We start from the raw sequence: 13,673 nt of genomic DNA, 5'->3' as shown, positions 1-13,673 counted from the left end.
TGGCCATGACCGAACACATGCTTCTCGTCGTCGGCGGACGGATACAGACGCTGCGCAAGGCGGCGGCCCTCGGAATCCGCTTCGTGCTGATCCAGCACAAGGACCAGTTCGTGCCCGAGGCCGCCGCGCTGGCCGAGGCCGTCCTGATCGCCGACTACACCGACTGGGACGTCACCCGGCCGCTGGTGGAGGCCGCTCAGCGGGCGTACGGGTTCACCCGGGTCGCCTCGATCACCGAGCCGGGCCTGGTCCCGGCCGGCCGGATCAGCGACCACCTGGGGCTCGGCAACACCTCCGAGGAGGTCGCCGAGCTGCTGCGCGACAAGCACGCGATGCGCCGTCACCTGGCCGCTTCCCCCTCCCCGCAGGTGCGGGCCCTGTCGGTGGCCGCCGCCGAGGTCGACAGCGCCGAGGCCCTGACCGCCTTCGGCGCGGAGCACGGCTACCCCTTCGTGCTCAAGCCCGTCGACGCCACCGCCAGCCTGGGCGTCGTACGGATCGACGGGCCGGAGCAGGCCGCCGAGGCCTGGGCCGGGGTGGAGGCCCTGCGGGCCCGCACCGACCTCCAGTGGGGAGCGTTCTTCACCATCGGCCGGTTCATCGCCGAGCAGTACATCCCCGGCCCCGAATACAGCGTCGAGAGCTTCTCCTTCGCCGGCCGGCACATCGTCCTGGCGGTGACCGAGAAGCTCACCGGCGGCGGGTTCATCGAGCTCGGCCACGCCCTGCCGGCCCGCCTCGACCCGGTGGACGAGGGGCGCGTCGAGGAGGCGGTCGCCCTTTTCCTCGACGCGATGGGCCTGACCGACGGAGCCGCCCACACCGAGCTGCGGCTGTCCCCGACGGGCCCGCAGATCATCGAGAGCCACAACCGCATGGGCGGCGACCGGATCTTCGACCTGCTGGACTCGGCCTACGGCATCGACCTCGAAGAGTGGATCGTGGCCTGGCAGTTCGGGCTGATCCCGGCCCTCGCCGAGCGCCCCCTCCCCCGCCACGCGGCGGCCACCCGCTTCCTGTCCGCCGAGCCGGGCACGGTCGTGGAGATCCAGGGCGCGGACGACGCCCGGGCCCTGCCCGACGTCATCGACGTCGAGACCACCGTGCGGCCCGGCGACAGCGTCGGGGAGCTGCGCGGCAACTGGGACCGGGTCGGCCAGGTGCTGGTCACCGGAGCGGACACCGAGGCCGCCGTCGCCACCGCCGAGCGGCTCACCGAGAAGGTCACCGTCGTCACGACCCCCCTGCACGCCTCCCACGGAAAGACCGCGTCATGAAGATCCTCCTGATCATGCGGAACACGTACGCGTGGCACCGCGAACACATCGAGACCCTGGAGCGGATGGGTCTGGAGATCCACCTGGCGACCCGGGTCGCGCAGGCCGCCGACGACGGCCGGTTCGCGAACGTCGTGCCGGTCCCGGAGGGGCTGGAGGGCGCGGAGCTCGCCGAGTTCTGCGCGACCGCGGCCCGCCGGCTGGGCATCGCCTCGGCGATCACCTTCTACGACAGCGACATCGCCGTCACCTCCCGGGTCAACCAGCTCCTCGGGCACGCCTGGCCGCGTCCCGAGGCCGATCTGATCTCCCGCGACAAGCAGCTCCAGCGCTCCTTCCTGGAGCGGCACGGCCTGCCGGGCCCGCGGTTCGCGGGCGTTGACGGGGTCGAGGCCGGTCTCGCCGCCGCGGAGGCCTTCACCTACCCCTTCATCGTCAAGCCGAGCGCACTGGCCGCCAGCATCGGCGTCAGCCTGGTCCGCGACCGCGCCGAGCTGGAGCGGGCGCTGACCGACGTGGCCCGGCTCGCCGAGGAGTGGGGCGGCTACTTCCCCAGCGAGGGCCCCGAGATCGCGCTGCTGGAGGAGTTCCTCCCGGGCAAGGAGGTCACCCTCGACGGGGTGGTCCTGGACGGGACCTTCCACCTGGTCGGCGTCACCAACAAGATGCAGATGCCGGGCCCGTACTTCGAGGAGGACTTCTACACCCTCCCGTTCCGCACCCCGGAGGAGGAGCCGGAGCTGGTCGCGGTCGCCGAGGGCATCGTGGCGGGTCTGGGCGTGCGGCACTGCCTGTTCAACGCCGAGTTCCGGCAGGACTCCGAGGGCCGCTACCGGGTCGTGGAGTTCGCCACCCGCATGAGCGGCGGCCAGAACTACCGCAACCTGCGCGAGGTCCACGGCATCGACGCGGTCCGCCTCTACGCCAAGGCGGTCCTCGCCGGGGACGACGCGTACGCCCTCGGCACGCTCCTGGACGGCGAGGTGGTCCGGGCCGCGACCCCGCGCGCCGCCACCTGCATCAAGTTCGCCTACCGGACCGGGACGCTCGTCCGCAACAACTCCGGCGACGCGACGCACTCCCCGTACTTCCGCTCGTACATCCCCGCCTCGAAGCCGGGCGACCGGCTGCGGCGCGCCCCCGAGGGCTGGTACGAGATCGCCGGCTCCCTCGCGGTGGCCGCGCCCTACCGCAGCGCCGCCGACATCGACCGGGTGGAGCGGATCGCCGCCGACCTCGACGAGCGGCTCGACGTGGTCGTCGTACCGGCCGCCTGACCGGCCGCGCACCGACCGGGGCGATGTTTCACGTGAAACATCGTCCGTCAGCGGTGACTTCACCCGACTCCCCTCACTCCACCGACCGCGGAAAGAGCCCCACGTGCACGCCAACGACCCCGTGTTCCGGATGGGAATCACGGAGCCCACCGCCATCGACCCGTACAAGGCCCAGGAAGGGGAGGGAATCCTCGTCTGCAAGGCCCTGTTCACCGGGCTCCTCGCCCTGGACGAGGACGGCGCGCCGATCCCGGCCACCGCCCGTTCCTGGGAGAGCGATCCGACCGCCACGACCTGGACCTTCACGCTGCGCGCCGGAACGGTGTTCAGCAACGGCGAGCCGGTCACCGCGCACAGCTTCGTACGCGGCTGGACCCGGGCGCTGGACCCCGAGGCGAATACGGAGACCGCGTACCACCTGGCGGGCGTGCGCTCCTTCACGGCGGTCGACGACACCACGCTGGTGGTCGAACTGTCCGAGCCGGACGTGCAGTTCGACCTGAAGACCCTCCAGCCGATCTTCAGCCCGGTGCCGGAATGCGCCGGCCCGGCACTGAACCCGCGGTACAACGACCTCCCGATCGGGAACGGCCCCTTCAAGATGGCCGGCCCCTGGGAGCACGGGACGGCGATCCGGCTGGAGCGCAACGACCTGTGGACGGGACCCGCGCCCGAGGTGCGCGAGGTGCACATCGACATCCTCGACGCGGTCACCGGCCTGGACGACGAGTACGAGCGCTTCCTGGCCGGCGACTACGACTACGCCCGGATCCCCCCGGCGCGCACCGCCGAGGCGGCTGCCCACGGCGGCTTCCTGGAGCAGGAGGGCGCCGGTCTCTTCTACCTGATCCCGTTCTGCCACCGGGCGCCGATGGACTCGCTGGACGCCCGCCGGGCCCTGTCCGCGGCCATCGACCGCCAGGGGCTGATCGACACCTACTTCCAGGGGCGGCGCAGCGCGGCCCACTCCCTGCTCTCGCCGTGGTTCGGCAAGGCCCACACCCCACGGGCGGAACCGGGTCCCGACTCCGGCTGGTCGGCGTACGACCCCGAGCGGGCCCGTGCGGCGGCCCTGCGGGCGGGCCTCGGGCCCGGCAGCCGCGTCGAGTTCGCGTACAACACCGGCGCCGGGCACGACGACTGGGTCAGGGCGCTGGCCCGCGGCCTGGAGGAGGTCCTGGGCTGGCGGATCGTGCTGCTGCGCACCGACGCCCGCGGGCTGGTGGACCACCGCACCTCGGTCGCGGCGGCCGGGTTCTGCCGGGCCGGCTGGGCCTGCGACTACCCGACCCCCGACAACATGCTCTTCCCGCTGCTGCACTCCTCGTGCACCGCGCCCGACGCCGAGGGCACCGCCCACGGCGACAACGAAGGCCGGTACGTGAACCCGGAGTTCGACGCCCTGGTGGCGCGCGCCCGGGCCTCCACGGACCCGGCCGAGCGCGCCGACGCCTGGCGCCGCGCGGACCGTACCGCGATGGCGGACCTGGCCCTGATCCCGCTCTGGTACCGGACCGACCAGCGGGTCCACGCAGCCGACCGGATCACCGGCCTGCGCATCGACTTCGACGGAAACCCCACCCTCACCACTGTCAAGGCAAGGAAGACCACCCGATGAGCGCGAGCACGACTCCCGTCCACGACATCCTCGGCATCGGCTTCGGCCCGGCGAACCTGGCCCTCGCGATCGCCCTGGAGGAGCGCGAATCGCCGCTGACGGCCCGCTTCCTGGAAGCCCGGCCGAGCCCCGAGTGGCAGCCCGGGATGCTGCTGGACGGCTCCGACATCCAGAACCACCCGAGCCGCGACCTGGTGACCCTGCGCAACCCGCGCAGCCGCTACACCTTCCTGAACTACCTGCACGAGCAGGGCCGGCTGCTGCGCCACCTGAACCTCCCCTCGGAGTTCCCGCTCCGCAAGGAGTACGCGGGCTACATCCGCTGGGCCGCCGGGTTCTTCTCGCACCTGGTCGACTGCAACCAGCGGGCCGCACGCGTCGAGATCGTCGAGGAGTTCGGCGAACGCCTCTACGAGGTGACCACCATGTCGGGCAGCCGTTACCTCGGCCGCACGCTGGTGATGGGCCCGGGCCGCACCCCGTACGTCCCGGCTCCGTACGACGCGCTGCGCACCCCGCGGATCTTCCACCTGACCCAGTACCTGCCGAAGCTGGCGGAGCTGACCGGCGGGGGGCGGGCCCCGGAGTCGGTGGCGGTCATCGGGGGCAGCCAGAGCGCCGTCGAACTGGCCCTGGACCTGCACCGGCGGTTCCCGCGCACCAAGGTGACCACGTACACGCGCTCGCACTCGCTGCGCCTTAAGGACACCAGTCCCTTCAGCGAGGAGGGCTACTTCCCCGAGTTCACCGAGTACTACTTCCGGGCCTCCCGCGAGGGCAAGAAGGCCCTGGACGCCTACATGCACGGCACGAACTACTCCTCCGCCGACGGCGACGTGCTGCGCGATCTCTACATGACGATCTACGAGCAGGAGCTCGACGGCGACCAGAAGGTGTTCGTCCGCGGCAACCACGAGGCCGTGGGCGTGGCCCGGGAGGGCGCGGACCGGATCGCCCTCGACTTCGTCGAGCGCACCACCGGCGAGCGGATCAGCGAGACCGTGGACTTCGCGGTCCTCGCCACCGGCTTCCGCAACATGGGCCCCGGCCCGCACGAGGAGCCCTGCCCGCCGCTGATGGCCCCGCTCGCGCAGCTCTTCGCCACCGAGCCGGACGGCCGCCTGCAGGTGTCCGCCGACTACGCGCTCGAACCGGTCGCCGACGGCACCCCGCCGCTCTTCCTGAACGGCCTGTGCGAGTCCAGCCACGGCATCGGCGACGCGGGCTCCTTCAGCCTCCTGTCGCTGCGCGCCGCGAGCCTCACCGACGCCCTGACCGCCCGCCTGACCGGCGCCGCCACCTCCGCCGCCGACCGCAGCGCCGTACTCGCCGCCGCCTGACCGGAAAGGTCCCCTTCCCCATGACTGCCACCATCGACACCCCGGTCGCGGCCGCGCCGCGGGTCTACACCGCCCCCGTGATCACCGGTCCGCTGCCCGGTCCGCTCAGCGCCGAGCTGCTGGACCGCCAGGCCGGCCGCGAGTCCAACTCCCGCTCCTACCCGCGCAAGCTGCCGATGGCGATCCGCCGCGGCAAGGGCTCGTACGTGGAGGACCTCGACGGGAACGTCTTCCTCGACTTCCTCAGCGGCGCCGGGGTGCTCTCCCTGGGCCACAACCACCCCGAGCCGCTCGCGGCCGCCCACCGCCAGCTCGACGAGTTCGTGCACGGGCTGGACTTCCCCACCCCGGTCAAGGACGAGTTCACCGAGCTGACCATCGGGATGCTGCCGGAGCCGATGCGCGAGCGCACCCGGATCCACTTCTGCGGGCCGACCGGCGCCAACGCCGTCGACGCCGCCCTCAAGCTCTGCAAGACCGCCACCGGCCGCGAGGAGATCATCACCTTCCAGGGCGGGTTCCACGGGGCGACCCTGGCCGCGCTGAGCGTCACCGGGCTCGTCGAGCAGAAGGAGCCGGTCCGGGGCCGGATGCCGGGCGTGCACTTCTTCCCGTACTCCAACTGCCACAACTGCCCGCTCGGCCTCAAGCGGGACGACTGCCAGGTCAACTGCGCCGCGTTCCTGGAGAAGGCGCTGACCGACGTCAACGGCGGGATCACCCTGCCCGCCGCCGTGATCATGGAGCTGGTGCAGGGCGAGGGCGGCGTCATCCCCGCCGAGGTCGAGTTCGTCCAGCGGATCCGCGAGGTCACCCGGCGGCTCGGCATCCCCCTCATCGTCGACGAGGTGCAGAGCGGCTGCGGTCGCACCGGCACCTGGTTCGCCTTCGAGCAGTACGGCATCGAGCCCGACGTCGTGTGCGCCTCCAAGGCCCTGTCCGGCATGGGCCTGCCCGCCTCCGTGATCCTCTACGACGAGAAGCTCGACGTGTGGAAGCCCGGCGCCCACTCCGGCACCTTCCGCGGCAACCAGCCCGCGTTCGCCGCCGGCGTCGCCACCATGAAGGTCGTCAAGCGCGAGCGCGTCCTGGAGAACGTCCGGGCCCGCGCCGACCAGCTGATGGTCCACCTCCAGGGCCTGCGCGAGCTCACCCCGTACGTGGCCGACGTACGCGGCCTCGGCCTGATGACCGGCGTCGAGCTGACCGACCCGGAGACCGGGCTGCCCGCCGAAGCCCTCGCCAAGCGGGTCCAGTGGGAGGCCGTCAGCCGTGGCCTGATCATCGAGCTCGGCGGCCGTGACGACTGCGTCGTGCGCATGCTGCCGCCGCTGAACTGCTCGGCCCGCGAGATCGACCAGGCCGGCCGGATCATCCGCGAGTCCCTGACCGCGGCCCTGGCCGCGCTCGGCCCGACGACGCCGGCGGGTGCCCGATGACCACCCGCGACACCGCCGTCCAGGACCTGGTGGTGGCGGGCTTCGGCCCTTCCGGGATCGCGCTCGCCGCCGCCGTCGAGGACCACGACGACGCAGCCGGCACGGCCCCGCTGGCCGCCCGCTACCTGGAGCGGGCCGCCGACTCCGCGTGGCAGCCCAACCTGGTCCTGCCCGGCACCGACATCCAGCACCATTTCCTGCGCGACTTCGCCACCCCGCGCGACGCCCGCTCCCGCTTCACCTTCCCCCACTACCTCCAGCAGAGCGGACGCTTCTACCCGTTCACGCTGATGGGCGGCTACGTCAGCCGCCTGGAGTGGTCGGACTACGTGCAGTGGGCCGCCCGCCAGGTCCGCGGCCCCGTCGACTACCACCGCGAGGTGCTGAGCGTCGAGCCCGTCACCGGCGCCGACGGCCGCGTCCGCACCGCCCGCGTGCTCTCCCGGGACACCCGCGACGGCTCCCTGCACACCGTGGAGGGCCGCAACATCGCCCTCGCCACCGGCCACGAGGCCTACGTACCGGAGCTGTTCCGCCCGCACCTGGGCGAACGGGTCTTCCACGCCTCCAAGCTGCTGCCGTCCCTTGCCGCCCTCGCCGCCTCCGGCGACCGCCCGCCGCGCTCCATCGCCGTCATCGGAGCCGGGCAGACCGCCGGCGAGATCGTCCTGCACCTGGCGGCGCAGCACCCGGACGCCGAGATCCACTCGGTGGTCCGCCACGCGGGCTTCCGGATGTACGAGCTCGGCCACTTCAGCAACGAGGTGTACTTCCCCGACGAGACCGACTACTTCTACGGACTCGAAGGCGAGCAGCGTGAACGCGCCCTGGACCAGGCCCGGGCCACGAACTACGCGGCCGTGGACCCCGACGTCTCCACCGCCCTCTACCAGGCCGTCTACCAGGACCGGTTCACCGGCCGACAGCGCCTGCACATGCACAAGCGCACCGAGGTCACCGCGGTCGACCAGACCCCGGACGGCCGGGTGCGGCTGCGCACCGAGGAGGTGTTCACCGGCGGGAGCGGCCTGATCGAGGCCGACGCCGTGATCGTCTGCACCGGCTACCGCGAGGCCGCCCTGCCCCGCCCGCTGGCCGCCTTCGTCCCCCACCTGCGCCTGGACGCGCAGGGCCGTCCCGAGGTCACCCGCGCCTACCGCGCCCGCACCACCGAGGACTGCGAGGTGGGGATCTACCTCGACGGGCTCACCGAGTGGCGGCACGGCATCGGCAGCGCCACCTCCTTCAGCCAGATGGCCGCCAAGGCCGACACCATCCACCGCGACCTGCGCGCCCGCCTGCGCCACCCCGTCGCCGCCTGATTGGACCCGTACGCGATGCACATCTTCACCGCCCACGAGGACGACATGGTCTTCGAGGAGCCGTACAACGTCAGCGGCCGACGGATCTTCCCCTGGCCCGAGGCCGTCGAGGAGCCCAACTGGGGCGGCGCCTGGGTCGACGTGGCGCCCGGCGCCACCTCCACGCCCCACGACCACGACGAGAACGAGATGTTCTTCATCGTCGAGGGCAGCGGGGTGATGCGGATCGGCACCGAGACCCGCCGGGTCCGCGCCGGCGAGACCGTGTTCATCACCCCGCTCCAGGACCACGACCTGACCAACGACGGCGACGTCCGGCTGCGCTTCGTCACCGTCTGGTGGGGCGGATCGGACGCCGTGGCCCGCGACCGGGCCAAGTGGGCCGCCGAGTTCGGCATCGATGACCCGGGCGCGGCGGGCGCGGGCCCGGCGGACCCGGGCGCCGCGGCGAAGGACCGGAGCGTGGACGCATGAGTCCCATCGTCCACGCGCACGCCGACGCCATCGTCGTCGGCGGCGGGGTGATCGGCGCGGCCATCGCGCACCAGCTCGCCCTCGCCGGCATCGGCCGGATCGTCCTGTGCGACCAGGGCCGGGTCAACGCCCAGGGCGCCACCTCCCGCTCCGGCGGACTGCTGCGGCTGCACCACACGGCCGCCGCCGACACCCGGCTCGCCGCCCGCAGCCTGCCCGTCTTCGAGCAGTGGTCGGACGTCATCGGCGGCGACTGCGGCTACCGCCGCACCGGCTTCGTCATGATCGTCGGCGAGAACCACGCCGACGACCTCCGCCACAACGCCGCCGCCTCCTCGGACGCCGCCGGATACCGCCGTGTCGAGGTCATCGACGCCGCCGAACTGAAGGAGATCTACCCCGGCCTGCGGACCGAGGGCGTCGCCCTCGCCGCGTACGAGCCGGAGGGCGGCTACGCCGACCCGATGGCCGCCTCCGCCTCCCTGCTCACCGCCGCCTACCGGCTCGGCGTCTCCCCCTCCGAGGGCATCCGGGCCATGAAGGTGCTGGAGACCGCGGGCACCGTCACCGGCGTCCTCACCTCCATCGGCCGCATCGACGCCCCGCTGGTCGTCCTCGCGGGCGGCGCCTGGGGCTCCGCCCCGGCCGAGCACCTCGGCATCCACATCCCGGTCACCGCGCGCCGGATCGGGCTGGCCCAGGCCGAGCTCCCGGGCGCGGGCCGGCGCGGGTCGGCGGCCTCCGTACCGACCTGCATCGACGACACCACCGGCAGCTACTTCCGGCCCGACGGCCTCAACCGCTTCTACTTCGGCGTCCCCAGCAAGCCCGACACCGAACTGGGCCGCGACGTGGAGCCGCTGACCGAGGCCGAGCTGGAGTCCGCGATCGCCGCGATCGCCGGCCGGGTCCCGGCCGCCGCCACCGCCCCGCTCGCGGGCACCCGGTCCGGGCTCGACGGCTACACCCCGGACAAGCGCCCGGTCGTGGGCGCGGCCGGCCCCGACGGCCTGTACCTCGCACTCGGTTTCAGCGGCGGCGGCTTCAAGCTGGCCCCCGCCGTGGCCGAGCTCGCCGCCAAGGAGATCGTCGAGGGCGGGGCCGTACCCGGCAAGGCCGTACAGGAGCTGCTGGAACCGTACCGGCCTCAGCGCTTCCTCGCGGGCCGCCCGATCCGTCCGGAGGCCCCGTATGACCACATGTGAGACCGGCCCGGAGGCCGAGGTGCGGCGCCCGCTGCGCGAGGTGCTGCGCGAGGACGTGCGGACCGTCCTCGCCAAGGACCCGGCCGCCACGTCCCGCGCCGAGGTGCTGCTCTACCCGCACATCCACGCCCTGTGGACCTACCGGGTCGCGCACTGGCTCTGGGGCCGCGGCCACCGGGTCGCCGCCCGCGCCCTGTCCTTGCTGGCCCGCGCCGTCTCCGGCATCGAGATCCACCCCGGGGCGCGGATCGGCCGCCGCTTCTTCGTCGACCACGGCACCGCCGTCGTCATCGGCGAGACCGTCCGCATCGGCGACGACGTGATGCTCTACCACCAGGTCACGCTCGGCTCGGTCGGCTGGTGGAAGGACCTGCGCCGGCCCTCCGGATCCCGCCGCCACCCCGTCGTCGGCGACCGCGTCGTCATCGGCACCGGGGCCAGCGTCCTCGGCCCGGTCACCATCGGCGCCGACTCCCGGATCGGCGCCCACTCGGTCGTCCTCGACGACCTCCCGCCGCGCAGCCGCGTCGTCGCCGCCGCCTCCGCCGCCCTGCCGCCGCTCGACACCGCGGCCCCCCTCGACTCCTCCGCCCTGACCGTCCCCGAAGGGACCCACGCATCATGACCTCGTACGTCGTCACCAGCGCCCCGCCGAACCCGAACGGCGACCTCCACCTCGGCCACCTCTCCGGCCCCTTCCTCGGCGCCGACGTCCTGACCCGGCACCTGCGCCAGCGCGGCCACGACGTCCGCTACGTGGGCTACTCCGACGAGCACTCCTGCTACGTACCGCGCCGGGCCGCCGAGATCGGCTCCACCGCCTACCCGACCGCGAAGCTCTTCGGCGACCGCATGGAGGAGACCCTCTCGCTGGGCGCCATGCACCACGACTGGTTCACCCGCCCGCTCACCGACCCCACCCACACCGAGTTCGTCCAGCGCTTCTTCCTCGAACTGTGGGAATCCGGCGCCCTCGAGGTGCAGGAGCTGCCCGTCTTCCACTGCGTGCCCTGCGAGCGGTACCTGTACGAGGCCGAGGTGCGCGGCGAGTGCCAGTTCTGCGCCGAGCCCTCCGACGGCGTGTACTGCGAGGCCTGCGGCCTGCCCCAGGACCCGGCCGGACTCGCCGCGCCCCGCTGCACCGCCTGCTGGAACGCCCCCGAGACCACGACCATGCGCCGCATCGTCTTCCCGCTGGAGCGCTGGCGCGAGCGCCTGCGGGCGTACTACGCCGACGCGCAGGCCAGGGCGGAGTGGCGGCCCCGGCTGATCTCCTACCTGGAGGGCCTGTTCGAGCGGACCCTGCCCGCCACCGCGATCAGCCGCGAGGCGGACTACGGCATCCCGGTGCCGCTGCCCGGCTGGGAGGGCCACGTCCTCGACACCTGGTTCAGCGGCATCTGGGGCTACGCGGCGGGCACCGCCCGCGTCGCCGAGGCGAACGGCGACCGCTCGCAGTGGGAGCGGCTGTGGACCGACCCCAAGACCCGGATCGTCAACTTCATCGGCTTCGACTGCTCGTTCTCGCACGCCGTGCTGTGGCCGGCGCTGCTCCTCGCCCAGGGTGAACTGACCCTGCCGGCACAGGTGGTGATCAACGAGTTCTACCGGCTGGAGGGCGACAAGTTCTCCACCAGCCGCGGCCACGCCATCTGGGGCGGCGAGTTCCTGCGCCGGGTCAACGCCGACGCGCTCCGCTTCCACCTGTGCCTGACCGGCCCGGAGCGGGCGCAGAACAACTTTTCCATGAAGGAGTTCGCGGACACCCTCAGCACCGTCCTGGCCGGCGGGCTGGAGCGGTGGACCGACACCGTACTGGACCTGCTCGCCCAGGACTTCGACTCCGTCGTGCCGGCCGCCGGGCCCGCTGACGGCGCGCTGTCCGCCGAACGAGCGGCGCTGCCGGGGCAGATCGCCGCCGCCCTCGGCGCGGAGGCCTTCTCGCCGCAGCGCGCCGCCGACGTCCTGGCCACCGTGATCGAGCGGGCCGACGCCGACCTGCGGCAGCTGGCCCTGCTGCGGGCCGCCGGGCCGCGCGCCGAGTACGCCGGGCGGCTCGCGGCGCACGTGGAGCTGCTGGCCGCGGTCGCGGTCACCGCGGCGCCGCTGATGCCGGGCTGGTCCGCCTTCCTCGCCGGGCACCTGGGCCTGCCGGTGGACCTCGGCACGCGGATGCCCGTGTGGGACGGCGTGGAGGGGCGGCTCCTGGCGGAGGGCGCGGCGCTGCCGGCGGCCACCCCGCTGTTCTTCCACGAGTTGTCGTGACGCGTACGGACACCCGGTCCGGAGGCGCCGCGAAGGTGCTGGGCGCCGTCCTCGGGGCCGGGGCCCTGCTCCTCCCGGCCTCCCTCGGCCCGCGACCCGGACCCTGGACCTGGGTCGCGGTGGCGGGGGTGCTGGCCGGCTGGTGCCTGCTCGTCGCCGCCGCCGGCGGTACGGAGGACTCGGGGCCCGTGGCCTTCGTACGGGACCGGCTCGGCCCGGGGCCGGCCCGCACGGCCACCGCCCTCTACTTCGGCGGCTTCGCCACCGGGCAGGCCGCAGTGGCCCTGGGCGCCGCCGAGTTCGCGCTCGGGGACTCCGGCTGGCGGGCGTACGCCGTCGCCGCCCTGGTGCTGGGCAGCGCGGCCGCGTACGCCTGGTGCGTTCCGCGGGGACCGTCCCCGGCGTGGCGGCGGCTGCGGCTGGCCGCGGTACTGGCGCTGGCCGTCTCCTGGCGGGCGCTGGGCGGGCCGCTGCCGGGGCCGGGCGGCGAAGGGTGGGGCGCGTTCCCGGTGGCCGTGCCCCTGCTGTTCGGCTGGGTCGGCCTCGAAGGGGCGGTTCCCGCCGTGGCGCGGCGCCGGGCCCTGGGCGGGACCCTGCTCGGCATCGCGCTCGCGGCCGCGCTGTACGCCGTACTGGCGGGCCCGCCGGCCGTCGGCGCGCAGGCGCCGACCCCGGCCGCGGCGGCCGCTCTCGGGCTCGGCTCCGCCGCGCTCTGCTGGACGTACTGCCGCACCAACCTCCGCGCCACCGCCGCCCGCTGGACCGAGCTCACCGGCCGGACCCGGCGCGGCGGGCTCGTGGCCGCGGGCCTGATCGCCCTCGGGGTGCTCGCCCTCGGGCGGGCCGCCCGCTGGGACCTGCCCGTCCTGCTCATCGGCCCCGGTGCAGCCACCGCGGCCCTGTACACCCTCATCGCCGTGGCGGCCGTACGCCGCCCCCGTCCTCAGGAGCCCACCGACCATGACCACGACCACTCTGCAGAGCGTCACCGCGTCCTCGAAGGTGCTGCGCGTTCCGCCCGCTGATCCGGCCACCGCCGCGGCCCACTTCCACCGCCGCTTCACCTTCGAGGCCGACGTCGCCGACGTGCACGCCGACGTGGAGTCCGGCGCCGGGGGCTTCGTGCTCGTCGACAGCCGCAGCGCCGAGGCCTGGGCGCAGGGCCGCATTCCGGGGGCCGTGCACCTGCCCACCGACGAGATCGGGGTGCGCGCGGCCGAACTGGTGCCGCCCGCAAGCGTGGTGGTCACGTACTGCTGGGGTCCGGGGTGCAACGGCGCGACTCGGGCGGCGTACGCCTTCGCGAGCGCCGGGTACCGGGTCAAGGAGATGCTCGGCGGCTTCGAGTACTGGTCCCGGGAGGGCTTCCCCGTCGAGGACTCCGCCGGCACCCGCCAGTCGCCGCCGGACCCGCTGACGGCCCCGGTCGCAGCGGACGCGGCCTGCGGCTGCTGAA

The 13,673-nt window shown here is 73.6% G+C and carries 12 protein-coding genes; all 12 read left to right on the top strand.

Translation table 11 applies throughout. The annotated features are described in order from the left end of the window. The first annotated feature begins 5 nt into the window (after positions 1-5). On the top strand, positions 6-1,277 hold the full coding sequence (locus K7B10_RS21645; RefSeq protein ID WP_229338199.1) for an ATP-grasp domain-containing protein: 1,272 nt from the start codon (positions 6-8) through the stop codon (positions 1,275-1,277). Continuing rightward, on the top strand, positions 1,274-2,554 hold the full coding sequence (locus tag K7B10_RS21640; RefSeq protein WP_229338197.1) for an ATP-grasp domain-containing protein: 1,281 nt from the start codon (positions 1,274-1,276) through the stop codon (positions 2,552-2,554). Before K7B10_RS21645 ends, K7B10_RS21640 begins: the two co-directional genes overlap by 4 nt. A 103-nt stretch (positions 2,555-2,657) precedes the next feature. Beyond that, complete coding sequence (locus tag K7B10_RS21635) at positions 2,658-4,172, top strand: ABC transporter substrate-binding protein (RefSeq protein WP_229338195.1); 1,515 nt, start codon at positions 2,658-2,660, stop codon at positions 4,170-4,172. Further along, positions 4,169-5,512 carry a lysine N(6)-hydroxylase/L-ornithine N(5)-oxygenase family protein gene (locus K7B10_RS21630; RefSeq protein WP_229338193.1) on the top strand — a complete coding sequence of 448 codons (1,344 nt, stop codon included), beginning with the start codon at positions 4,169-4,171 and terminating at the stop codon, positions 5,510-5,512. The genes K7B10_RS21635 and K7B10_RS21630 overlap by 4 nt, the downstream gene beginning before the upstream one ends. Before the next feature lie 20 nt (positions 5,513-5,532). Continuing rightward, positions 5,533-6,951, top strand: a complete 1,419-nt coding sequence (locus K7B10_RS21625) for a diaminobutyrate--2-oxoglutarate transaminase family protein (RefSeq protein ID WP_229338191.1) — start codon at positions 5,533-5,535, stop codon at positions 6,949-6,951. Further along, complete coding sequence (locus K7B10_RS21620) at positions 6,948-8,273, top strand: SidA/IucD/PvdA family monooxygenase (RefSeq protein ID WP_229338189.1); 1,326 nt, start codon at positions 6,948-6,950, stop codon at positions 8,271-8,273. The genes K7B10_RS21625 and K7B10_RS21620 overlap by 4 nt, the downstream gene beginning before the upstream one ends. Positions 8,274-8,288: 15 nt before the next feature. Further along, positions 8,289-8,747: a cupin domain-containing protein gene (locus K7B10_RS21615; protein ID WP_229338187.1), complete on the top strand. Its 459-nt coding sequence runs from the start codon at positions 8,289-8,291 to the stop codon at positions 8,745-8,747. After that, the gene (locus tag K7B10_RS21610) at positions 8,744-9,952 is read left to right on the top strand and encodes an NAD(P)/FAD-dependent oxidoreductase (RefSeq protein ID WP_229338185.1); all 1,209 of its coding nucleotides are present in this window, start codon (positions 8,744-8,746) and stop codon (positions 9,950-9,952) included. The genes K7B10_RS21615 and K7B10_RS21610 overlap by 4 nt, the downstream gene beginning before the upstream one ends. Then, a complete protein-coding gene (gene epsC / locus K7B10_RS21605; RefSeq protein WP_229338183.1) occupies positions 9,939-10,577 on the top strand; it encodes a serine O-acetyltransferase EpsC in 639 nt (212 codons plus the stop codon). The genes K7B10_RS21610 and epsC overlap by 14 nt, the downstream gene beginning before the upstream one ends. Beyond that, positions 10,574-12,217: a methionine--tRNA ligase gene (locus tag K7B10_RS21600; protein ID WP_229338181.1), complete on the top strand. Its 1,644-nt coding sequence runs from the start codon at positions 10,574-10,576 to the stop codon at positions 12,215-12,217. Before epsC ends, K7B10_RS21600 begins: the two co-directional genes overlap by 4 nt. Then, positions 12,214-13,242, top strand: a complete 1,029-nt coding sequence (locus K7B10_RS21595) for a hypothetical protein (protein ID WP_229338180.1) — start codon at positions 12,214-12,216, stop codon at positions 13,240-13,242. Before K7B10_RS21600 ends, K7B10_RS21595 begins: the two co-directional genes overlap by 4 nt. Further along, on the top strand, positions 13,178-13,672 hold the full coding sequence (locus K7B10_RS21590; protein WP_229338178.1) for a rhodanese-like domain-containing protein: 495 nt from the start codon (positions 13,178-13,180) through the stop codon (positions 13,670-13,672). The genes K7B10_RS21595 and K7B10_RS21590 overlap by 65 nt, the downstream gene beginning before the upstream one ends. Position 13,673: the final 1 nt, after the last annotated feature.

The organism is Streptomyces flavotricini (assembly GCF_020639365.1).
Lineage (GTDB): Bacteria > Actinomycetota > Actinomycetes > Streptomycetales > Streptomycetaceae > Streptomyces > Streptomyces flavotricini.
This window is presented reverse-complemented; position numbering and strand designations above follow the sequence as displayed.